23 protein-coding genes are annotated in these 23,278 nt (G+C 42.2%); 10 read left to right on the top strand and 13 right to left on the bottom strand.

The window, feature by feature from the left end; translation table 11 throughout:
- The first annotated feature begins 20 nt into the window (after positions 1-20).
- Genes L3V77_RS15485 through tldD form a run of 8 tightly spaced genes read left to right on the top strand, consistent with a single transcriptional unit; the run spans position 21 to position 10,736 of the window.
- On the top strand, positions 21-1,064 hold the full coding sequence (locus L3V77_RS15485; RefSeq protein ID WP_195704466.1) for a rod shape-determining protein: 1,044 nt from the start codon (positions 21-23) through the stop codon (positions 1,062-1,064).
- 33 nt (positions 1,065-1,097) lie between these two features.
- Complete coding sequence (gene mreC, locus L3V77_RS15480; protein ID WP_275134938.1) at positions 1,098-2,003, top strand: rod shape-determining protein MreC; 906 nt, start codon at positions 1,098-1,100, stop codon at positions 2,001-2,003.
- A complete protein-coding gene (mreD, locus tag L3V77_RS15475) occupies positions 1,993-2,481 on the top strand; it encodes a rod shape-determining protein MreD (RefSeq protein WP_275134937.1) in 489 nt (162 codons plus the stop codon). Before mreC ends, mreD begins: the two co-directional genes overlap by 11 nt.
- Positions 2,482-2,512: 31 nt before the next feature.
- Positions 2,513-3,082, top strand: coding sequence for a Maf family protein (locus L3V77_RS15470; protein WP_275136793.1), 570 nt, complete (start codon positions 2,513-2,515; stop codon positions 3,080-3,082).
- A gap of 18 nt (positions 3,083-3,100) precedes the next feature.
- Positions 3,101-4,570, top strand: a complete 1,470-nt coding sequence (gene rng / locus L3V77_RS15465) for a ribonuclease G (RefSeq protein WP_275134936.1) — start codon at positions 3,101-3,103, stop codon at positions 4,568-4,570.
- Between the two features lie 46 nt (positions 4,571-4,616).
- The gene (locus L3V77_RS15460; RefSeq protein WP_275136792.1) at positions 4,617-8,459 is read left to right on the top strand and encodes a YhdP family protein; all 3,843 of its coding nucleotides are present in this window, start codon (positions 4,617-4,619) and stop codon (positions 8,457-8,459) included.
- Positions 8,460-9,281 (top strand): carbon-nitrogen hydrolase family protein, encoded by an 822-nt coding sequence (locus tag L3V77_RS15455; RefSeq protein WP_275134935.1) that lies wholly within the window; start codon positions 8,460-8,462, stop codon positions 9,279-9,281.
- A gap of 9 nt (positions 9,282-9,290) precedes the next feature.
- On the top strand, positions 9,291-10,736 hold the full coding sequence (tldD, locus tag L3V77_RS15450) for a metalloprotease TldD (protein ID WP_275134934.1): 1,446 nt from the start codon (positions 9,291-9,293) through the stop codon (positions 10,734-10,736).
- A 73-nt stretch (positions 10,737-10,809) separates the two neighbouring features.
- On the opposite strand, the gene yjgA is transcribed toward tldD, so the two are convergent.
- On the bottom strand, positions 10,810-11,346 hold the full coding sequence (gene yjgA / locus L3V77_RS15445; protein ID WP_275134933.1) for a ribosome biogenesis factor YjgA: 537 nt from the start codon (positions 11,344-11,346) through the stop codon (positions 10,810-10,812).
- A gap of 116 nt (positions 11,347-11,462) precedes the next feature.
- Here yjgA and pmbA point away from each other — a divergent pair, with 116 nt between their 5' ends.
- A complete protein-coding gene (gene pmbA, locus L3V77_RS15440; protein ID WP_275134932.1) occupies positions 11,463-12,806 on the top strand; it encodes a metalloprotease PmbA in 1,344 nt (447 codons plus the stop codon).
- A 78-nt stretch (positions 12,807-12,884) separates the two neighbouring features.
- Here pmbA and mgtE read toward each other — a convergent pair whose 3' ends face one another.
- From mgtE to L3V77_RS15380, 12 genes are all read right to left on the bottom strand, one after another.
- Positions 12,885-14,252: a magnesium transporter gene (gene mgtE / locus L3V77_RS15435; protein WP_275134931.1), complete on the bottom strand. Its 1,368-nt coding sequence runs from the start codon at positions 14,250-14,252 to the stop codon at positions 12,885-12,887.
- Between the two features lie 133 nt (positions 14,253-14,385).
- Positions 14,386-14,667 (bottom strand): HPr family phosphocarrier protein, encoded by a 282-nt coding sequence (locus L3V77_RS15430; protein ID WP_275134930.1) that lies wholly within the window; start codon positions 14,665-14,667, stop codon positions 14,386-14,388.
- Between the two features lie 4 nt (positions 14,668-14,671).
- Positions 14,672-15,562, bottom strand: coding sequence for an RNase adapter RapZ (gene rapZ, locus L3V77_RS15425; RefSeq protein WP_275134929.1), 891 nt, complete (start codon positions 15,560-15,562; stop codon positions 14,672-14,674).
- Complete coding sequence (ptsN, locus tag L3V77_RS15420; protein WP_275134928.1) at positions 15,559-16,008, bottom strand: PTS IIA-like nitrogen regulatory protein PtsN; 450 nt, start codon at positions 16,006-16,008, stop codon at positions 15,559-15,561. The genes rapZ and ptsN overlap by 4 nt, the downstream gene beginning before the upstream one ends.
- 2 nt (positions 16,009-16,010) lie before the next feature.
- Positions 16,011-16,298 carry a ribosome hibernation promoting factor gene (gene hpf / locus L3V77_RS15415; protein ID WP_275134927.1) on the bottom strand — a complete coding sequence of 96 codons (288 nt, stop codon included), beginning with the start codon at positions 16,296-16,298 and terminating at the stop codon, positions 16,011-16,013.
- 22 nt (positions 16,299-16,320) lie between these two features.
- Entirely contained in the window at positions 16,321-17,793 is a 1,473-nt protein-coding gene (locus L3V77_RS15410) for an RNA polymerase factor sigma-54 (RefSeq protein WP_275134926.1), read from the bottom strand.
- A gap of 78 nt (positions 17,794-17,871) precedes the next feature.
- Positions 17,872-18,597, bottom strand: coding sequence for an LPS export ABC transporter ATP-binding protein (lptB, locus tag L3V77_RS15405; protein ID WP_195704450.1), 726 nt, complete (start codon positions 18,595-18,597; stop codon positions 17,872-17,874).
- Position 18,598: 1 nt separating this feature from the next.
- Positions 18,599-19,096, bottom strand: coding sequence for a lipopolysaccharide transport periplasmic protein LptA (gene lptA / locus L3V77_RS15400; protein WP_275134925.1), 498 nt, complete (start codon positions 19,094-19,096; stop codon positions 18,599-18,601).
- Positions 19,077-19,640, bottom strand: a complete 564-nt coding sequence (lptC, locus tag L3V77_RS15395; protein ID WP_275134924.1) for an LPS export ABC transporter periplasmic protein LptC — start codon at positions 19,638-19,640, stop codon at positions 19,077-19,079. The genes lptA and lptC overlap by 20 nt, the downstream gene beginning before the upstream one ends.
- On the bottom strand, positions 19,637-20,200 hold the full coding sequence (kdsC, locus tag L3V77_RS15390) for a 3-deoxy-manno-octulosonate-8-phosphatase KdsC (protein ID WP_275136791.1): 564 nt from the start codon (positions 20,198-20,200) through the stop codon (positions 19,637-19,639). Before kdsC ends, lptC begins: the two co-directional genes overlap by 4 nt.
- A gap of 8 nt (positions 20,201-20,208) precedes the next feature.
- Complete coding sequence (gene kdsD, locus L3V77_RS15385; protein ID WP_275134923.1) at positions 20,209-21,177, bottom strand: arabinose-5-phosphate isomerase KdsD; 969 nt, start codon at positions 21,175-21,177, stop codon at positions 20,209-20,211.
- Positions 21,178-21,217: 40 nt separating this feature from the next.
- The gene (locus tag L3V77_RS15380) at positions 21,218-22,183 is read right to left on the bottom strand and encodes a calcium/sodium antiporter (RefSeq protein WP_275134922.1); all 966 of its coding nucleotides are present in this window, start codon (positions 22,181-22,183) and stop codon (positions 21,218-21,220) included.
- A gap of 299 nt (positions 22,184-22,482) precedes the next feature.
- Between L3V77_RS15380 and mlaF the strand changes: the two genes are divergently transcribed.
- Positions 22,483-23,277, top strand: a complete 795-nt coding sequence (gene mlaF, locus L3V77_RS15375) for a phospholipid ABC transporter ATP-binding protein MlaF (protein WP_275134921.1) — start codon at positions 22,483-22,485, stop codon at positions 23,275-23,277.
- Position 23,278: the final 1 nt, after the last annotated feature.

Raw genomic sequence — 23,278 nt, 5'->3', positions numbered from 1 at the left:
TATGCAAATGAGCGAAGAATATGTTTAAGAAACTTCGTGGTATGTTTTCAAATGACCTATCAATTGATCTAGGTACCGCAAACACTCTAATTTATGTTAAAGGACAAGGTATTGTTCTTGATGAACCATCAGTAGTTGCTATTAGCCAAAAACGCGCTGGAACAGCGAAAAGCGTTGCGGCAGTAGGACACGAAGCAAAGCAGATGCTTGGCCGTACTCCGGGCTCGATTTCTGCTATTCGTCCTATGAAAGATGGTGTAATTGCTGATTTCTATGTAACCGAGAAAATGTTACAGCACTTTATCAAGCAAGTGCATGATAATAGTTTCTTAAAGCCGAGCCCTCGAGTGCTGGTCTGTGTACCTTGTGGTTCAACACAAGTCGAGCGTCGTGCTATTAAAGAATCCGCACATGGTGCAGGTGCTCGTGAAGTGTATCTGATTGATGAACCAATGGCAGCCGCTATTGGTGCGGGGCTCCGGGTATCAGAACCAACGGGTTCTATGGTCATCGATATTGGTGGCGGAACAACGGAAGTTGCTGTTATCTCTTTGAATGATGTTGTTTACTCTTCATCTGTTCGTATTGGTGGTGACCGCTTTGATGAGTCGATCATCAATTACGTGCGCCGTAATTACGGCAGTTTGATTGGTGAAGCAACGGCAGAAAAGATTAAGCACGGTATCGGTTCAGCTTACCCTGGCGATGACGTAGCTGAAATTGAAGTCCGTGGTCGTAACCTAGCTGAAGGTGTACCTCGTAGCTTTACGCTTAATTCAAACGAGATTTTAGAAGCGTTGCAAGAGCCATTAACAGGGATTGTTTCTGCTGTTATGGTTGCTCTTGAGCAGTGCCCACCAGAGTTGGCCGCTGATATCTCTGAAAATGGCATGGTGTTAACAGGTGGTGGTGCGTTATTGAAAGATATCGACCGCCTCTTGATGGAAGAGACCGGCATACCCGTTGTTATTGCTGAAGACCCACTTACTTGTGTTGCTCGTGGTGGAGGTAAAGCATTAGAAATGATTGATATGCATGGAGGCGATCTCTTCAGTGAAGAGTAATTCCATTTATCCAGTACGAGTGGGTGAAATGGAATGAAACCAATTTTCGGCAGAGGACCTTCTCTGCAGTTGCGCCTATTTTTCGCAATATCACTATCAGCTAGCTTAATGCTGGCTGATAGTCGTCTTGACGCTTTTTCAAGTGTTCGTTATATCCTCAATAGTGTTGTTGCTCCTATTCAATATGCCGCAAATTTACCTCGAACTATGTTTGATGGGTTATATGAGCGACTAAATTCTCGTCAGGAACTTATCGTAAGCAATTCCTCATTAAAAAGAGAAGTATTGTTACTGAAAAGTGATTTGAGTTTGTTAAAACAGTACCAAGAAGAAAATAAACGTCTACGTGAGCTACTAGGCTCGCCATTTATTCGTGATGAAAAGAAGGTCGTTACAGAGGTAATGGCTGTCGATTCTTCACCTTATCGGCATCAAGTCGTGATCGACAAAGGTCATACCGATGGTGTATATGTTGGGCAACCAGTTATAAATGAAAATGGTATTGTCGGTCAGGTAACTTTTGTTGCCGCGCATAATTCTAGAGTACTTCTTCTTGTCGATTCAAATAATTCGATTCCTGTTCAAGTGGTTCGCAATGATCTAAGAGTCATCGCTGCTGGTAGTGGTGATATTGAGTCGATTCAACTAGAACATATTTCACTTAGTACCGATATTCAAGTTGGTGACTTATTGGTGACCTCTGGGCTCGGCGGATTATACCCAGAAGGGTATCCGGTTGGATATGTATCTAAGGTCGACAATGATAATAGCCGTCAGTTTGCTCAAATTGAGGCGAATCCGGTTGTGGAATTCGACCGATTAAGATATTTGTTGCTCATTTGGCCGAATGAAAATAGGCAGCAACAGGCTATTTCGTCCGATGGTGAAATTGAGTCAGAAGAGAGCCAAGAACCAAGTGGAGACTCGAATGGCCAGTAGCATCTTTCGTGGAAGATTAGTCGTTTGGGCGACATTTTTGATCGCTCTAATATTACAAACCATTCCTTGGCCTGGTGGCTTAGATCTTTTTAGACCGTCTTGGTTACTTCTCGTTACTTGTTATTGGGTGCTCGCTCTCCCGCATAGAGTTAATGTAGGTACTGGGTTTGTTCTAGGTTTAACCTGGGATCTGTTACTAGGTTCAACTCTAGGTATTCGTGGCATTGTGATGTCATTTGCTGTATTTTTGGTCGCCGCAAATTTCTTAGTGATTCGTAATATGGCCCTTTGGCAACAGGCAATATTTATTGGCGCGATAAGTGTGTTAGCAAAGATATGGGAATTTGGCGGGGAATATCTTATCCAAGATGTTGTTTTTAATCCTATGTCACTATGGGCTGGATTAATTAATTGTATCCTTTGGCCTTGGTTATTTATGTTACTAAGAAGAGTCCGTCGCCATTGGCATATTAGATAATAGTCACGGATATATAAAACAATAAACATTGATAGGGGATAAGATGGATCTCTATTTGGCATCGGGTTCACCGCGAAGAAAAGAGCTTTTGCAACAAGTTGGCTATCGTTTTAGCATCGTTAAGCCGGACGTAGTTGAATGCAAGGGAGTAGACGAATCTCCCTCTGATTATGTGTTGAGACTCGCTTACGATAAATCCGTAAAAGGGTTCGCGATGGCAAACCTAAATGCAACAGTATTGGGTTCGGATACGGTCGTGGTGTTACAAGATAAAGTACTAGAAAAACCGACTGATTTTCAAGACTCCAGAAGAATGTTACAAGCGTTATCTGGACAACGACATCAAGTTTTAACGGCGATTTGTGTAGTCAATAAAGATAAATTTCTGTCTAAATTGGTGACAACAGACGTATGGTTTAAGCCTCTGAATGAAGAAGAAATAAGCCAGTATTGGCAATCAGGCGAACCGTGCGATAAAGCTGGTAGTTATGGTATACAAGGTTTAGGTGGGCGATTTGTCTCACGTATTGAAGGAAGCTACTACGCAGTAGTAGGTTTGCCTCTATTTGAAACCGATCAGCTCTTGCAAGAATTTTTATAAGCTTAATGAGGTACTCTCATGAGTGCAGAGTTGTTGATAAACGTTACCCCAAGTGAAACAAGGGTAGCAATGATTGAAGGTGGTATCCTCCAAGAAGTCCATATCGAGCGAGAAGCACGCCGTGGAATCGTTGGAAATATCTATAAAGGTCGTGTATCTCGGGTTTTACCGGGAATGCAGGCTGCTTTTGTGGATATCGGTTTAGAAAAAGCCGCTTTTTTACATGCCTCCGATATTGTTCCTCATACGGAATGTGTCGCTGAAAATGAGAAGAAGCAGTTCCAAGTTCGAGATATTTCAGAGTTGGTTCGTCAAGGGCAAGACATTGTGGTTCAGGTTGTCAAGGATCCTCTAGGTACCAAAGGTGCTAGGCTTACGACTGACATTACCCTTCCATCTCGATATCTTGTCTTTATGCCTGGCGCAAGCCATGTTGGGGTTTCTCAACGAATTGATAGTGAAGAAGAAAGAGATCGTTTAAAAAGAACCGTTGCAGAATATTGCGATGAAGATGGCGGCTTTATTATTCGAACAGCGGCTGAAGGTGCCGACGAAAAAGAACTTGCTCAAGATGCCATCTTTCTAAAGCGACTTTGGAAAAAAGTGGGTGAAAGAAGAGCAAAATATAAAACAAGATCTACGCTGTATGGTGAATTAGGTTTGGCTCAGCGTATTTTACGTGATTTTGTAGGCACAGAATTAACTAGAATCCAGGTCGACTCTAGATTGGTATTTGAAACACTAAAAGAGTTTACTTCTGAATTTGTTCCCGAACTTACGGTAAAGTTAGAACTTTATGAAGGTGACAAACCCATTTTCGACATGTTCGATGCAGAGAATGAGATTCAACGCTCTTTAGATCGTAAAGTTGAGTTAAAATCTGGTGGCTACCTGATCATTGATCAAACGGAAGCAATGACTACCGTCGACATTAATACCGGTGCATTTGTTGGCCGTAGAAACCTTGAAGAAACCATATTCAATACTAACATTGAAGCAACGCAAGCTATTGCCCGTCAATTAAGGTTAAGAAACTTAGGTGGTATTATCATTATCGATTTTATCGATATGATGGCTGAAGATCACCGAGCTCGAGTTGCAACATCGCTAGAACAAGCGCTGGCCGTTGATAGAGTGAAAACAAATATTAATGGTTTCACCAGCTTGGGACTGGTTGAAATGACCAGAAAGAGAACCAGAGAAAGCATTGAACATGTCCTTTGTTCCAAATGCCCTACGTGTGAAGGCCGTGGCTCGGTAAAAACCGTAGAGACAGTATGTTATGAAGTATTACGTGAAATAACACGTGTTAACCGCGCTTATGAAGCAGATAAGTTTGTGGTTTATGCATCACCGGCAGTAGCGGAAACGCTAGAAGGTGAAGAGTCACATGCTCTAGCTGAACTGGAAGTCTTTATTGGTAAACAAGTCAAAATTCAGGTTGAACATCTTTATATTCAGGAACAGTTCGACGTCGTTATGATGTAATGGAGTATTTGTGACTTCATTTGCTGCCCGAAGCGGGCGATTAGTAATGTGGATAATAGTAACAGTCATGGTTTCTTTGGCCATTGCTGTTACCGCGTTGCGCGTTTCCCTACCAAGACTCGATAATTATAAAGCCGAAATTTCTCAATTAGTCGGTGACATTACCGGCATTCCTTTTACTATTGGAGAAGTAAAAGGATATTGGCGTAATACCCACCCCTCAATCTCTCTTAAAGAACTTGCCGTTGAAGGTATCTCTAAAGAAGGGATTACTTTTGATATCAACACAGTGGAGCTGGAGTTCGATCTAATCCAATCCATTATGACACTTGAGCCCAAAGTCGCCTCTCTGAATGTTAAAGACCTTCATCTTGATATCAGCAGTATTAATTTCTTTCAAACTGATGACGAAAAGCCAGCAGTCAGCGAAATAGAGAGCCAAAGCCTAACGGTGGTGGAACAGATTGAAAGGTTGTTTTTTCGCCAACTGAAAGACTTCAATTTACTTGATTCTAAGATCGTTTACCAAACCTATGATGGTAACCAACGTGCTTTGGATATTGAGCAACTAAAATGGCGAAATAGAGGCAGTAATCATAAACTTGAAGGCTCTATAAGTGTTGTTGGAAGCCAGATCAACAGTCTAGCCGTAAAAGCGGATTTTAAAGATAACGGCTCCGTAAGAGATCTTTCTGGCGATTTTTATCTTCAGGCTAACAATATTCGTGTGACACCTTGGCTGACCTCTGAATGGATAGAACAGACTGGGATCGAAAGCGGACGGATTAATTTTAATAGCTGGTTTAGTGTTGAAAGTAACCAACCAGTTAATGCCTATGTTGAACTCTTACCGTCAGAATTAGTTTGGAAAAAGGAAAGTGAGCACCTGCTGCAAATAGAAGAGGGCATATTTAAACTGGTTCCTCTAATCGACAAAGATGGGTGGCAAGTCAGTGGTCATTCACTTCGTGTGAGAAGTAATGAATATGATTGGCCTAGCATCGACCTCGCTTTTAAATGGACACCAGATACGTGGACGCTCAATGCTTCTCAAATTGAGATAGCGTCACTGAGACCACTCGCACACTTAGCACCTGATTCTACTAACATTAGTCAATGGTTGGGCAGATTAGAGCCCCATGGACTGATAGAAGATATTCGTGTGTCTCAATCTAATAATGAGTCTATTTCCTATTCTGCAATGATCTCTGGTGCAGGTATTAAACAATGGGAGCTATTACCAGAAGTTCATGATCTAAATGCCAAGGTATCGGGTGATGGTACAAAGCTATCAGCATATGCCACTTTGGTTGATGATGTTCTTCCCTATGGGGATATTTTTCAGGCTCCACTCCGAATTAAAAATGGTGAATTAGCGCTGGTCTGGGAGTTAGACGACGATGGTTGGCGATTGTGGGCAGACAAAATTACCGTTGCGACGCCGGATCTGCAAGCTCAGGGCGCTTTCAGAATTGATTTTCCTAACGAACAACCTGCGTTTCTTTCGCTATACGCTGAAGCCGATGTGTATAACGCAGGTGAAACATGGCGTTATCTGCCAACAAGAGCTCTAGGGCAAGGTTTAACGGATTACCTTTCAACAGCGATACAAGGTGGTAATGCGGAAAACGCTAGGATCATCTGGTACGGCCCACTCAATACGTTTCCATACAAGCAAAACGATGGTGTGTTTCAAGCGGAGGTTGGTTTGAATGACACTAAATTTAGCTTTGATACACGCTGGCCAACCATTACCGATATGCAGCTGAATTTGCTGTTTGAAAATGAATCGATGTATTTGGATTCTCGCTCTGCAACATTAAACGACGTGAAAGCGGAGAGAGTGACTGGTCAAATAGCGTACTTAGGCCCTAATGGCGCCATTGAAATAAAAGCGAAAGCGTCTGGTAAGGGACCCGCGGTGCGTGATTATATGATGGCGACACCATTAGTTAATTCTGTCGGTGCGGCTTTGACGGCCATTCGAGTTAAGGGTGATATTACCTCTGAGTTCCAATTGAATATCCCATTTGATACCAAGCTTGAATCTCGAGCATGGGGATATGCAGACTTAGTTGGTAATCACATTAATATTGAATCGCCGCCAATGGAATTGGAACAGGCAATAGGTCGCATAAATTTTGATAACGATATAATCCAAACGTCAGGGTTATCGGCAAAGTTACTCAAGCAGCCAATTTCATTGGATTTTAAAGGGGAAAGCTTAGAGTCGTCATATTCTGTTGGTATTGATATTTTAGGGGATTGGGAGATAGAACCATTAGCGCCTTACATTGGCAATGTTTGGACAGATAAAGTGCGAGGGCATGCACCATGGAATATGGATATAGATATTCAGCTTAATGACGTCGGTTTCACCTATCAAATCGGCACGTCTGCCAACTTGGAATATATATCAAGTCAATACCCCCTCCCATTAGCTAAAACCCTAGGAAAAAAAAGCAAGTTGCAGATGCAAGCTTCGGGAAATCAGGAAATGATTTCAGCTCGTTTACAACTGCCTAATGTTAAATACCAAGCTGAGATTGATATCACGGGCTCTAAACCTGTACTAGAAGCAACAAACCTACTTGTCGGTAAAGGCGGGTTTAAAGTCAGCCCAGTTGTGGGTCATGATTTGATGATAAGAACCTCAGATTTTAACTTAGATGATTGGTTTTCTCTGGCAAATGAACAAGAGACGACGACCCAACAGTCGCGTTTAAGCAAGATGAACACCCCCGTAATTCCTATGCCTTTAAGGGTAAACATATCAGCAGATAACCTCACGTTTGCATCTCTTGATTGGCATAAAGTTGATTTTAGTGCGCGGAAAAAGAATCTTTCTTGGATTTTTAACGTGGACAGTTCTGAGGCAAAAGGACAAGCAAACTATCTTGAGCCTTATGATTTAACAGTCGCACTTGAACGACTGCATATATACGCCCCTTTCTGGGATGATGAGTCTTCTATAAACCCCGTTTATCAGACGGACACTGGACATCCGTTAATCAGTCAGTTCGACCGTAGCTTCCATCGACTAATGCCGAATCTAACGTTAAATATAAAAGATTTTTGGTTGCAAGGTTATAAAGTTGGAACGGTAAATGTTGATCTCCAGCGGCAGGGAGAACGTTTAAATTGGAAGAATATTGATATCAACAGTGGGACTAACCACATTAAAGCGAACGGTTGGTGGGAACTGAATAAAACCAATAGCCAGTCCAGTATGGCTCTGGTTATTGAAGGTGAAAATAATACAGAGTTAATGGATAGATTTGGCATTAGCTCAGGCATACAAAAAGCGCCTTTTGAAATGTCATCTCAGTTGTCTTGGCAGGGAGCGCCATGGTCATTGCAAGTCGACACGCTTAATGGAGAGATGAATGCGAAGTTGGGCAAAGGGATCATATCCGATGTAAATGGAGCGGCGAAACTACTAGGGATGTTCAGTTTAGATTCTATTATTAGAAAGATGCAGCTTGATTTTACCGATGTATTCGATAATGGTTTAGCGTTCAATAGCATTACTGGCTCAGGTAAGATGGAAAAAGGAATATTCGTTACCAACAATATTGAAATGGACGCGACTGCAGGTGAAATGACAATACGTGGTATGGCTGACCTGAACGCAAACCGCGTTGATGCAGAAGTTGAATTTACACCTGATTTAACCTCAGGCATTCCCGTATTGACCGCTTTTGCTGTGGCTCCTCAAACGGCTATTGTTGTATTTGCAATTTCGACGGTGATTTCTCCCGTTGTGGATGTATTTACCAAGATACGTTACCAAGTTGTCGGTTCTCTAGATTCCCCCGAAGTAAAAGAGCTATCTCGAAGTAAAGGTGCATATACGCTACCGAATACAAAGAGTAAGGAAGGTAAATAGATGAATAGTGTTGGTGTAGTTCAGATGACATCTGGATCGGAACCATTGAAAAACCTAGCGTTTATCGATATCCAACTTAAGCAATTGGCTAAGGAGGGCGTTAAATTAGTTCTTACTCCTGAAAATTGTATTGTATTTGGGTCAAAAGAAGATTATCTACGCCATGCTGAGACACTAGGTTCTGGCGTTATTCAAGAACAATTATCGGCAATGGCTAAACGTTATAAATTGTGGATTGTGATTGGCAGTATGCCAATCATTCGAGGTGAAAATATAAGTACAACATGCTTAGTAATCAATAGTACGGGAGAACTTGTCACTCATTACGATAAGCTGCATATGTTTGATGCCAACGTAGAGGATAAACATGGGCGCTACCGAGAATCTGAGATCTTTCAGCCAGGCAACCAAGTGGTGGTGGTGGATACGCCCGTTGGAAGGCTTGGACTTGCTATCTGTTATGATATACGGTTTCCGCATTTATTTTCTGAACTTGTATCGAATGGAGCACAGATTATTTCTTTACCAGCGGCGTTTACCGCGACAACCGGTGATGCCCATTGGGAAGTATTATTAAGAGCAAGGGCGATTGAAAGCCAGTGTTGGTTTGTCGCTAGTGCTCAAACCGGTCGACATCCCTGTGGCAGAGAAACATGGGGACATTCCATGATAGTCTCTCCTTGGGGTAAGATAACACAACAACTTAGTAGTGAAGTCGGTGCTTTACACGAGGATATCGATCATCGTGTAACTCTATCAGTAAAAAGCAATATGCCTTTACAGAAGCATGCTCGATTTCAATCACTGTTAACATCAGAATAAAGGCAACAAATGACCATTAATCGTGTAGAAAATGATTTACTCACCTCCTCTGGCTTAACCGAACAAAATATCGCGGATACGCTAGCGAGTATTGCTACGCGTCAGATTGACTATGCCGACATTTATTTTCAATCAAGTTGGCATGAATCCTTAGTATTGGAAGATCGCATTATTAAAGATGGGTCCTTTAATATAGACCGCGGTGTTGGGGTTAGAGCCATCACCGGAGAAAAAACAGGTTTTGCTTATTCTGATCAGATTCAATTAGATAGCCTAATGCAAAGTGCTGTGGCTGCGAAAGGTATTGCACAGCAAGGTCAGTCTGGGCAAGTTAAAACTTTTAGTCGTACTTCTAATAGCCATAGCTATTCAGATGTCAATCCGCTAGAAAGTTTAGAAAAGCAGCAAAAAATTGATCTACTAAAAGAACTTGATGCCTACATTCGAACCAAAGAACCTTTGGTTCAGGAAGTTTCGGTTAGCCTGAGTGGTGTCTATGAGCAAATTCTAGTGGCTGCAACGGATGGTACCTATGCCGCTGACATACGGCCTTTAGTGAGACTTTCTATTAGCGTATTGGCCATTAAAGGTGACCGCAGAGAGCGTGGTAGTTCTGGTGGTGGTGGTCGTTATGGGTACGACAATTTTATTTCAGATGATAACGGTAGGAAGGCGGCTTATACCTTTGCAGATGAAGCAATAAGGCAGGCTTTAGTTAACTTAGAAGCCGATGCAGCACCTGCTGGTGCGATGCCAGTTGTATTGGGTGGTGGTTGGCCCGGCGTATTGCTACATGAAGCAGTAGGGCATGGATTAGAAGGTGACTTTAATCGCAAAGGTTCTTCCGTGTTTTCTGGGAAAATCGGAGATAAAGTCACATCAGGTCTCTGCACTATTGTTGATGATGGCACCATGGTGGATCGACGTGGTTCACTAAACATTGATGACGAAGGTGTTCCAGGGCAATACAATACACTTATCGAAAGCGGTGTACTTAAAGGCTATATCCAAGACAAACACAATGCTCACCTTATGGGCGTTAATCCTACGGGTAATGGACGCAGAGAATCTTATGCGCATTTGCCAATGCCCCGAATGACCAATACCTATATGTTGCCAGGCGAACATACCCCAGAAGAGATCATCTCGACGGTGAAAAAAGGGATATATGCGCCAAACTTTGGTGGTGGTCAGGTAGATATAACCTCAGGGAAATTTGTTTTCTCAACGTCGGAAGCTTATTTGATTGAGAATGGTAAGATTACTCGGCCTGTAAAAGGCGCGACGCTTATCGGTTCTGGCATAGAAGCGATGCAGCAAGTCTCTATGGTCGGCAATGATCTGTCTTTAGATAAAGGTGTCGGTGTGTGTGGTAAGGCTGGCCAAAGTGTACCAGTTGGCGTTGGGCAGCCAACATTGAAATTAGATTCTATTACTGTTGGTGGAACGGAGTAACCGTTACCCAATGGTGTAGATGATGAGTGAATTTGGACTAACAGCTATGCTAGTCCAATGATTGACTGCGGAATTATTCTGATTTTTCCTTTAATTCCTTCAACTCTTTGAGTACCTGAAAGATCTCTCTGTAGGCTTTTGGTGGTTTATTCGCTTTCTTTTCTCGTTTTGCTTGTAAGTAAAGTTGGCGCATACGCTGCCTGTCAGCGCTAGGGTAGGTTTCTATTATCTCATTGAGGACAATGTCGCCTTGCTCCACTAACTTGTCTCTGAGCTGTTCTAGCTTATGCAGTTCAATGGTTGCCTGAGAGTGTTTATTTAGATATTTGTCCAAAGCGGCCTGTATTGGCTCAACCTCGATCGTTCGCATTAACTTACCGATGTACTGTAATTGACGGCGTTTGGCTTCGTTCTTAAAACGTTGCGCGTCAATTATTGCGGTAAGTAGCCCTTCTGGAAGTGGGAATTTTTCTAATACAGAGGACTTTAAGCCAACGAGCCCTACTCCTAGTTTTTGCAGCGCTTCCATATCATTTTTCATCTCGGTCTTACTTACCCAGATGATTTCTTCTTCTTCTTCCCATGGTGCTTTTTGGTTTTTTCTTGCCATTTTGTTAGATTCTCGCAGTTATCTAGAGAGATATGACACTATTTTAGCAAGAATTATGGGGAGAAAGTGAAAAGCTTGTTACTCTAAGCAAAGATAATCTACAAAGAACGAAAATTATGGATGTTAAACAACAGATTGCCCAGCAAAAAATAGAGCTCGAACTTGCTGTTGAGAAAGCACTTAAGCTTGCTACAGGTACGGCGGATGCCGCTGAAGTCGCTATTACCAAGACAACGGGTATTAGTGTATCGACTCGTATGTGTGAAGTTGAAAATGTTGAATTTAATAGTGATGGTGCATTAGGTATTACAGTTTACCGCGGTCAATGTAAAGGTAGTGCATCCACCTCAGATTTAAGTGAAAGAGCGATTCAACAAACGGTTGAAGCGGCGCTTGATATTGCAAGGTATACATCCGAAGACCCATTTTCTGGTCCTGCGCCGAAAGAATTGATGGTCAAAGAAATTCCAGACTTAGATCTTTTTCATCCAGACGAACCTGATCCTGATAGAGCAGCTAAAATCGCGATCGCTGCGGAAACTGCCGCGCTAGAGTACAGCGACAAGATCAAACAAAGTGATGGTGCAAGTTATGACAGTCATTATGGTTTAAAAGTTTACGGGAATAGCCATGGTTTGCTCGCCAGCTATGCTTCCAGCCGTCATAGCATTAGTTGTGTCATGATTGGTGAAGGAAAGAATGGTGTGATGGAGCGCGATTACGACTATAGCGTAGCGCGCGCCGTTGGTGATTTATGGACACCAGAAAGGGTGGGGAGAAGCTCGTCAGAGAAAACATTGGCTCGCCTAGATGCGCGCAAAATCGGGACCGGTAAATATCCTATCTTATTTGCAGCTGATGCTGCTACTGGGTTAATTGGCCATTTGGTGATGGCGATTAGTGGAGGTAATTTATATCGGAAATCCTCATTCTTACTAGAGGCCCTTGGAACGAAGGTTCTCCCGGATTGGTTTAGTATTGAAGAGAAGCCTCACGTCCTCAAAGGACTGGCCTCTAGCCCATTTGATAGTGAAGGTGTATTTACTCAAGACCGTTCTATTATCACTGACGGAATACTGGCTACCTATCTGTTGACGAGTTATTCTGCTCGAAAGCTAAATATGACGCCTACAGGTCATGCTGGTGGTATTCATAACTGGTATGTGAACTCAACAGGGCAAGATTTCCAACAGATGCTAAAGGAACTCGGAACAGGGCTTCTTGTTACTGAGTTGATGGGGCAGGGTGTGAATGTTGTGACTGGCGATTATTCTCGCGGAGCCGCTGGGTTCTGGGTGGAAAATGGTGAGATTCAATATCCAGTATCTGAGATTACTATCGCGGGTAATCTAAAAGATATGTTTAAACAGATTGTTGCTGTCGGTTCCGACATTGAAACACGTTCTCAGATTCAAACAGGTTCAATCTTGATTGAATCGATGAAAGTGGCTGGGGAGTAGGCAGTAGAAAGTTAATAGATAATGCCTAGGGTTTTCACTCTAGGCATTATGTAACTGGAATCAATATGTGGTCCTAACCTAAATAAATACAGTAGCTAAGCCCAAAAAGACAGACAAACCAATGACATCAGTGATGGTAGTCAGTGCCATCCCACCCGCTAACGCTGGGTCAATTTTCATTTTCTTAAGCAGTATTGGGATAGTCACACCAGCGATACCAGCAACAATTAAATTTGTCAGCATTGCAGCCGCTATGATCCCACCAAGCAACCAATCACCTTTCCAAACCACGACTATTCCGCCAATAATGAAGGCCCAAAGTAATCCGTTTAAAAAACCAATCGCCGCTTCTTTAAGCAGCAATTCTTTTTTATTACTGTCACCGATATGGCCGAGCGCTAAACCTCTAATAACAAGTGCAACGGTTTGGTTTCCCGCCACCCCCCCCATAGAAGGGACTATTGTCATTAATACCGCGATAGCAGCCATTTGTTCAAGCGTGGCTTCAAACATATTGGAAACCGATGCAGCAGCGAGTGCGGCAAGTACGTTAGCACCTAACCATACGCTTCGTCGTTTAGTTGATTTAAAAACAGGGGCAAAGGTGTCTTCGTCATCATCCATACCTGCCAAGCTCATCATTGAATGCTCAGCGTCTTCACGGATGATGTCGACTACGTCATCGATGGTAATACGACCAACAAGGTGTTGATTTTCATCGACAACAGGGGCTGATACCCAGTCACGACGTTCAAATAAGCTTGCGACATCGGAATCACTTGTATCGACGGGAATCGCCTCATCGGCATCATCCATCACTTCACTGACTTGAACATCAGGTTGTGTGGTGATCAATGTGGTCAGAGAAAGGTGTCCAATAAGACGGCTATCTTCATCGATGACATACAATGCGTCAGTGACGTCAGGGAGCTCGCCCTTCATGCGCAAATAGCGTAATACTACGTCTAGTTCAACGTCTCCACGAATAGTGGTTACGTCGGTATTCATCATCCCACCAGCGGTATCTTCAGGATAGGCAAGAGCGGTTTCTACTCGAAACCTGTCAGAGATATCCATTTGGTCCAGAATCTCTTTGGACACATTGTCAGGCAGGCTTCGAAGCACATAGGCTAAGTCATCGGTATCCATGCCTTCTGTCGCTTCTGCAAGCTTTTCAGGCGCCATCTGGGATACAAGACCATCTTTCACATCCTCATTTAGCTCGTCAAGGATTTCACCATAGTCTTCAGGATCGGTTAATTGCCAAAGTACATCTCGAGATTTTCGTGGAGAGGATTCTAGAAGATGAGCAATGTCTTCTGGTTCCATGTCTTGGAGTTGACGACGGACATGAACAAAGCGACCACTGTCGAGTGCATCGCTGACTTCTTGTAGGGTTTGGTGAGCTTGTTGGGCTTGATCGAGTTCTTGTTGCGGCTCCGCCATTTTCTTCCCCCCACATGAGTTAGTGATTACAATTTCTGAATAGTAACCTAATTTTACCCCTTATTTAATAAGATCTTATTACCAAGTAGGATTTTTTGAATAATTGCAATTGATTGAGTATGAAAAGTATAGACTACTCATCTTCTTCAAATTTAGATTCGATTAACTCACACACTGCGTCTAGAGCGATGGAGGCATCGGAACCTCGGGCGGAAATAGTGACGTATTGACCTTGTGAAGACTCCAGCATGATTAAACCCATGACGCTGTCGGCTGACATTTCTTTATTTTCTTCATTACTAACTGAGATATCTGCATCATAACTTTGGGCAAGTTCAACTAGTTTGACCGCGGCTCTCGCATGTAGGCCTAAACGATTTTGAATAAGTACGGTTTTACTGCATTTTTGAGTCAATAATCTACCCTCTGAGCTTTTCAATACTGGTATGTCTGATCTGTACTTGCTTACCTTGAGCTTTGAAATATTCACCAAGTTGTTGTGTTATAAAGACAGAACGATGCTTCCCGCCAGTACAACCAATCGCCACGGTAAGATAACTTCGGTTATTCTTCTCTAAAGATGGAAGCCATTTTTGTATAAACAGTTGTATGTCTTGCTTTAGCTCAGTGACAGAATGTTGAGTTTTAAGGAAATCGATTACGGGTTTATCTAAACCAGTGAACGATCTTAACGCCGGCTCCCAGTGTGGATTGGGCAAGAAACGAACATCGAATATATAGTCAGCATCATGAGGTAAGCCATACTTAAAGCCGAAAGACTCAAATACCATAACCAGTTCTTGTCTCTCGCGGCCTAAGATTCTCATTCGAACCAATTCACTTAAATCGTGTAGAGATTGGTCACTACTATCTATTACTAGATCAGCCTGTTCTTTTACGTACTCTAGCAATACGCTTTCTTTCTCAATGGCTTGATCAAGAGAGAGCTTATCTTTGCCAAGTGAAAGAGGATGAATACGCCTTGTTTCGCTGTATCGTTTTAATAGAGAGGTAGGGCTTGCACCTAAAAAGAAGAGCGTCAGTTCGGTCGACTCTCTCAATTCTGTTAGTTTTTGGGTGAAAAAATCTGGATTGTTTGGCAGATTTCTAATATCAATGCTGACGGCAACATTTTGCCGACTGTTTTTCGTCGAATTGATAAATTGGTCGAGTAAATCTATCGGTAGGTTATCAACAGTATAATAACCTAGATCCTCAAGCACTCTTAATGCGACGCTTTTCCCTGCGCCAGATTGACCACTAATAATAACTAAGTGGGCAGTATCATCCGGTTGAGTTACACCATTCATGCGTTATTTATCATTACCTCGAAAAGCTCTTTGTCGCTTTGCGCTGCTCTGAGCTGTTTTAGAACCTGTTTGTTGCTTAGGCGCTCAGCCATTGAGGAAAGCGTTTTTAGATGCTCTTTACATTGTGCATCAGGAACAAGAAGGGCGAATAACAGATCGACGGGCTTATTATCAATAGAGTCGAACTCAATCGGTTCGCTGCACTGAACAAGAATAGCAACGGCTTCGTCCGCCGCCATCATTCTAGCGTGTGGAATTGCTATCCCGTTCCCAATTCCAGTACTACCCATTTTTTCTCGGTTGAGCATACATTCAAATAGTTCGTTTGAACTTTTTCCGGTATGTTCCGCTGCTATTTGGCTTATGAGTTCTAAAGCGCGTTTTTTGCTTGTACATTGGACGGCACTTTTAGTGCAGTCCAATGATAGTACTTGGCTAATTTGCATAGTTAATGATTATTTAGTTTTTCTTTATGTTTGTTTAACTGACGTACTAATTTATCGACTAAAGAGTCTATCGCAGCATACATGTACTCTTCGTCTGCTGTCGCATGGATATCGCCTTGGCTGACATGTAGTGTTGCTTCTGCGATATGGTGCACTTTTTCTACGCGTAATACCACATGAACATTATTTATATGTTCGAAAAAACGCTCTAATTTTTGAAATTTAGAATTTACGTAGTCCTGCATTGAATCGGTAATCTCAACGTGATGTCCTTTAATATTGATTTGCATAGACTTTCCTTATTTTCGATGCCTAGAGTAGGCGTTTACGCTGACTCGATGGGGAAATACCCAAAGATTCTCGGTATTTTGCTATGGTTCGTCTTGCTACCTGTATCCCTTGGTCAGCTAACAGTGCGGCAATCTTGCTATCACTTAGTGGTTTGGCCGCGTTCTCTGCCGCGACCAACTTCTTAATTAATGCTCGAATTGCCGTTGATGAACATTCTCCACCATTATCGGTACTTACATGGCTTGAGAAAAAATACTTGAGTTCAAAAATACCTCTTGGAGTATGCATAAATTTCTGGGTCGTAACCCTAGATATAGTCGATTCATGCATCTCGACAGCCAAGGCAATATCGTTAAGTACCATTGGCTTCATTGCTTCTTCTCCAAACTCGAAGAAGTCTTGCTGGTGTTCAACAATACAGCGGGAAACCTTTAATAAGGTCTCATTGCGACTCTCTAAACTTTTGATTAACCATTTTGCTTCTTGCAGATTACTGCGAATAAATTGGCTATCGACACTATTGCCTTTGCCCATCGCGGCATACTGTTGATTTACTTTCAGCCTTGGAACGCTGTCTGGGTTTATCGTGACTGACCACTTGCCTTTATCTTTAAGAACAGAAACATCAGGAATGACATATTCTGTCTCATCTGGTGTGATCGAGCTACCAGGGCGAGGATCAAGCTGTTGAATCAATTGCATGATTTCGCGAAGTTGGTCTTCTTTTAGCTTACTTTCTTTTAAGATTAGCTTGTAATCGCGATTACCCAACTGGTCGATATGATTGGTTAAGATCAGTTTTGTTTCAGCTAACCAAGGCGTGTCGTCTGGATACGTGACGAGCTGAAGCAGCAAACATTCTTGAAGGTTACGAGAGGCGACGCCTAATGGGTCAAACTGTTGGACTCGTTTTAATACCGCTTCAACTTCATCCAATTCGACGTCTTCGCTACTGACGCTTTCTAGGATTTCTTCCACAGAAACGGTGAGGTACCCATAGTTATCAACAGCGTCGATGATCGCGGTTGCAATCGTTTGGTCAGTTTCTGAAAATGGAGTTAAATCGAGTTGCCATAATAGGTAATCTTGAAGGCTTTGAGTGGTTTCACCTTGGTAAACAGGCATGTCGTCATCGAGTGCTATACCGGTACTACCCGTGTTCGCACTATAAACGTCATCCCATGACGCATCCATTTCTAAGTCGTCAGAAATTTCCGATTTTTCAATAACTTCAGAGCTGTCTGGAACTTCAGGTTCGCTTGATACTTCGACCGCGACCTCTGTAGACGAGTCATCTTTGGCTTTTTCATTGTTATCAGTAATCGTCGCTTCTTCAGGGCCTTCATCAACGTCGAGTAAAGGGTTAGATTCTAAAGCTTCTTGGATCTCTTGCTGCAAGTCTAAAGTCGATAATTGCAACAAGCGAATGGCTTGCTGCAACTGGGGCGTCATAGCAAGTTGTTGGCCAAGCTTGAGTTGTAATGATGGTTTCATCCAGTATTTAGAGCCTTGTTCTTATTTTTGGCGCTTAAAATTAAACACCAAATAAATCCATTTTCTTTATTACTTTAATCATAGACGGAATTGCTCCCCGAGATAAACCTGTTTCACCTGTTCATTGTTGAGAACTTGATCTGGTGTCCCTTCTGCAATGAGATGGCCTTGACTTACTATGTAAGCTTTCTCACATACGTCGAGTGTTTCGCGAACATTGTGATCAGTGATAAGTACACCTAGGCCTCTGTCTCGTAAATGCTCTATGATTTTTTTAATGTCGATGACGGATATGGGGTCAACCCCTGCGAATGGTTCATCTAACAAGATGAACTCCGGATTGGCGGCTAGGGCTCTGGCTATCTCAACTCGCCGACGTTCGCCTCCTGACAAAGCCATTCCCGCACTTTTTCTGATGTGTTGGATATTAAACTCATCCAACAGATCTTCCATTCTGTCTTGTCTGTCTTCACGGCTCAGTTCTTTTCGAGTTTCTAGAACGGCCATAATATTGTCTTCAACCGACAGTTTTCGAAATATGGATGCTTCTTGGGGGAGGTACCCTATCCCCATACGTGATCGACTGTGCATAGGAAGAATACTAATGTCGTTATCATCAATCATGATTCTTCCTTCATCACGTGCGACAAGTCCAACAATCATATAAAAGGAGGTTGTTTTACCTGCACCGTTTGGGCCGAGTAAACCAACGATCTGTCCTGACTCTACGGTCAAGCTCACATCGGCAACGACTTTTCGATTCTTATAGCTCTTGGCTAAATGCTCTGCTTTTAATATTGCCATATTATTGCTTAGTCGTTTGTGTTGGTTGAAGGACGGTTTTTACTCGTTCACCTGCACCACTATCTGCGGTGAGTTTTTGCGAGCCAATTTTATAGGTGATTTTGTTTCCCTTTATAATACTTTCATCTTGAGACAGTATGGCATCAGTAATCATTATTAATTTGTCATCATTAACATTGTAATAGAGCTCTTTAGATTGCCCGTTTAATGTTTTCCCATCATCAGTCAACTGAGAAAATGTTGCAGGATTTCCATAACCTTCAATCTCTCTTAATGATCCATCCACTGGATTACGGATGACGATAAGTTTGTCAGCGTTGATGTTTATGCTGCCTTGCTTGAGTTTTACGTCCCCTGTAAAAGTAACGGTATTACTTTTCATATCAAGGTTCTGAGTGTCTGAGTCTATATAAATAGGCTGATCCGAATCAGACTTAAGCGCATAAGCGTTACTTGTCGCAAGCAAACAAGCGATAAGACTAAGGTGTGAGAGTTTCATATCTACCTTGTACATGGTTGAACAGAGTGGCGATGTTTTTTCCAAAATTACCTTTCATCGCTTGTCCTTTGTTTTCAAATGCTGGGCCGACTAATAACACCGGGTTGTCTGCCCAAAAATCTCTATTATCTAAGTGAATAGAAAGTCTGTCTGTTGCCATGGTATCAAAACCAGCATCAGGTAATAAATTTTTAGCTAGGACGTTATCGTATAAAGTGAGGACGTGATCCTTATTTAAAATGCCACGGTCAGCCGTGACTTCCCATTCTTGGATTTCACCGTCTTTATAAATATAAAGAACTGGGTACTCAAATCTGGTGTCGCCACTTACCGCATAATGGTCTAGATAATTAGAGGTAATTCGATAGCTTCTGGTACCAGAATCGTTGTAATTTGAATTATCGACATTTCGACCGCTAAGCGCTGGCACTTCAATATCGGGGACAACCTGAACTACTTCTACGTTTCTTGCACCAAACAAGTAGTAAGCTGAGTACGCCGCTACTATAAAAACCATGGTGTAAAGAACGCGAGAAATACTCATATACTCAAACCTTTATGCACGTCTAACTCGTCTCTTGCTTCCAATATTAGATCGCATACTTCGCGTACTGCTCCATGACCACCCTTGATATGAGTGACATAGTTTGCACGTCTTGCAAGTAGTGGATGACCATCTGCAACACAAACTTTGAGCGCTACTTTTTCCATTACTGGCCAATCGATAAGGTCATCGCCGATGTAGCCAGTAGATTCAGGTAAGACATTAATTTTAGAACAGATATCCTTATAAGCCTTAACTTTGTCGTCTTGTCCTTGATAGATGAGGTTTATACCCAAAGCCTTCATCCTATTTTCGACGATTTGTGATTTTCGACCAGTAATTATCGCGATTTCGATTCCAGCATTCATAAGCGACTTCACACCATATCCATCGCGAGTATGGAAGGTCTTCATCTCTTCTCCTTGATTACCCATGTAAATCAAGCCGTCAGAAAATACGCCATCAACGTCACAGATGAGTAGCTTAATTCCTTTTGCAATGGCGATAATATCTTTTGATACCGGGCCATAAATGGTGTTCACAAGATCGTTTTCTGACAAATTTGGCACTACATTACTCCTGCTTTTAATAAATCATGCATGTTAAGTGCCCCTACTAATATTTCGTCTTCACATAACAACAAGCTGGTAATTTGTTTTGCTTGCATCATATTGACACCTTCCACTGCAAGCATATTAGGCGCCGCCATTGTCGGGTTTTTCGTCATGACATCACCAATTTTGGTCGAATAAACATCAACTTGCTCATCCAGTAACCGTCTTAAATCACCATCAGTAAAGATACCCAAGACTTTGTCGGACTGGTTAACAATGGCTGTCATGCCTAATCCTTTTTGAGATATCTCAATTAGCGCATCTCTAATTAAGGCTGATTCGCTAACTTTCGGCATATTTTCTCCAGTGCGCATAATATCCTTAAGCTTAAGAAGCAGTTTTCTTCCCAGCGCTCCGCCCGGGTGGGACAGTGCAAAGTCTTCAGAGGTAAAGCCTCTCGCTTGAAGTAAAGACACCGCTAAGGCATCGCCCATAACAAGTGTAGCTGTTGTGCTGCTTGTTGGCGCTTGACCTAGTGGGCACGCTTCTTCTGGCACGCTGATCTGTAGATGAATATCCGACAGTTTTGCCATGGTTGATTGTGGTTTGCCAGTCATACTGATGAGTTTTATGTTCAGTCGTTTCAATACAGGAAAAAGAGACAGTAGTTCGGAAGATTCTCCGGAGTTAGATATGGCGATAACGATATCAGTTGGCTCTATCATTCCCAAGTCACCATGCGCGGCTTCTCCGGGGTGAACGAAAAATGCAGAGGTGCCTGTACTTGCTAACGTTGCGGCTATCTTGTTTCCTATATGTCCAGATTTTCCCATCCCCATGACAACAACTTTGCCTTTATTATTAAGGATCAAGTCACATGCTGAGCAGAAGTCATCATTGAAGTATTGAACTAATTGTTGAAGGCCTGCAACTTCAGTATCGAGTACTTTTTTAGCGGCACTTTTATAGTCAAACGTGGACATGTATAAAAAAACTCCTGTTCAGTGAATAGCAACGTTTTAGTTATGCGTTCATATTTGTAAATAGATAAACCTGGTAACTAATAAAACAAATAAGCAGTATGCCCGCTTCTATACGGTTGATACTGCGTGACTTGCCTAGTGCAAAAAGTACCAATAAGAGTGAAACTGCTAGCATGACCCAAAAGTCTCTCGCCATAGCATGTTCACTCAATATAGATGGGTTTAGGATTCCCGGAATACCCATCACTGCCAATATGTTAAAGACATTAGAACCGATGATATTACCAACGGCCATATCGTCTTCCCCTTTTAATACCCCGGCAAGGGAAGCGGCTAATTCTGGTAGGCTAGTACCTATCGCAATGATAGTTAAACCAATAATCAAATCGCTCATGCCGAAATATTTTGCAATAACGACCGCGTTGTCGACTAAGGTATCAGCAGCAATAGGGAGTATAACTAAGCCAATAACAACCCACATACCGGCTTTGATATTACTCACCCCATCGGGTATTTCGGATTCTTGGTCTTCTATAAATGAATCACCATTGCGCTTCTCTTTATGGCTAATTCGGAGCATCGCAATTATAAATGCTCCGAAAAGCACGAATAACAGTACACCTTCGTAAAAACCCAAGTGGCTATCCCAAAGAATAACACCGGCTAATAGAGTGACTATAATCATAAGAGGAAGTTCACGACGAATAACGCCAGAACTAATAGAAAGTGGTTTAACTAATGCAGTAATACCGAGTATTAGAGCAATATTGGCGATATTAGACCCCAAAACATTACCGACAGCTGTGTCGGATTTTCCTGCCAAAGAAGCTGTGGCGGAGACCATCATTTCTGGAGCCGAAGAGCCCATTGCCAATATGGTCATACCGATAACAAGTGGAGATATCCCAATGTTTTTAGCTAAAGCTGCCGCACCAAAAACGAGCTTATCGGCACTCCAGACTAAAAAGACTAAACCCACTACGAGAAAAATAACAGCTTCAAGCATGATGATTCCTACAAAATTGCACTATTAAACAAGTGGCCGCTAATTTTACTTTCAGCGATTTAAAAGGGAAGTTTAATTTTGAAGAATTTGATGTGGGAATGTTTTCCCGCTTTTCAGTTACAAAAGTCAAATCAGGGCATTCCTTAGCTCAATTCATGAATTATACGCCTAGAAAGAGTACTAATTCTAGTCGAAATAGGGTTAGAATCTGAATCTTATGTATCTTAACCAAGATTGTCGATATTATATCGTTTAAATTGATAGCTTTAACAGTATCAGCCAATTAGAAAAGTGAGATTATGTCAGTAAAAGATTTTGTGATAATAAAAAATCTTACCTTTAGCCGGGGAGACCGAACGATATTTGATAATGTTAATCTGACCGTGCCCGAAGGGAAGATTACAGCAATTATGGGTCCGTCTGGTATTGGTAAAACGACATTGTTACGACTTATTGGTGGTCAGATTTTACCCGAATCAGGTGAAATTTGGTTTGATAACCAAAATATTCCTAGTCTGAGAAGAAATCAGCTTTACCAGGCACGAAAAAAAATGAGCATGCTATTTCAATCTGGCGCTCTATTTACGGATCTTAACGTATTCGATAACGTCGCCTTCCCTTTACGTGAACACACACAATTGTCTGAAGAGTTAATCAACACACTTGTTACTCTTAAACTTGAAGCGGTTGGGCTTCGCGGAGCGGAAGAATTAATGCCGAGTGAACTGTCTGGTGGCATGGCTCGTAGGGCTGCACTGGCCAGAGCGATCGCCCTTGACCCTGAACTGATCATGTACGATGAACCGTTTGTAGGACAAGACCCAATAACGATGGGAGTATTGGTTCAGTTGATTAGAAGTTTAAATCAAGCGTTAGGATTAACCTCTATCGTAGTATCTCATGATGTACCAGAGGTGATGAGCATTGCTGACCAAGTTTATTTACTTGCCGATGGACGTATAATAGCATCCGGTTCACCGCAAGAATTAACAGAGAATCCGGATCCTATGGTCCAACAGTTTTTAATGGGGCATGCGGATGGTCCGGTACCATTTCGATACCCAGCGAAGCCAATCGAAGAGGATTTAAATTAGA

The organism is Vibrio sp. DW001 (assembly GCF_029016285.1).
Classification (GTDB): Bacteria; Pseudomonadota; Gammaproteobacteria; order Enterobacterales; family Vibrionaceae; genus Vibrio.
The sequence above is the reverse complement of the archived record's forward strand: the minus strand, read 5'-3'. Positions and strand labels throughout refer to the sequence as shown.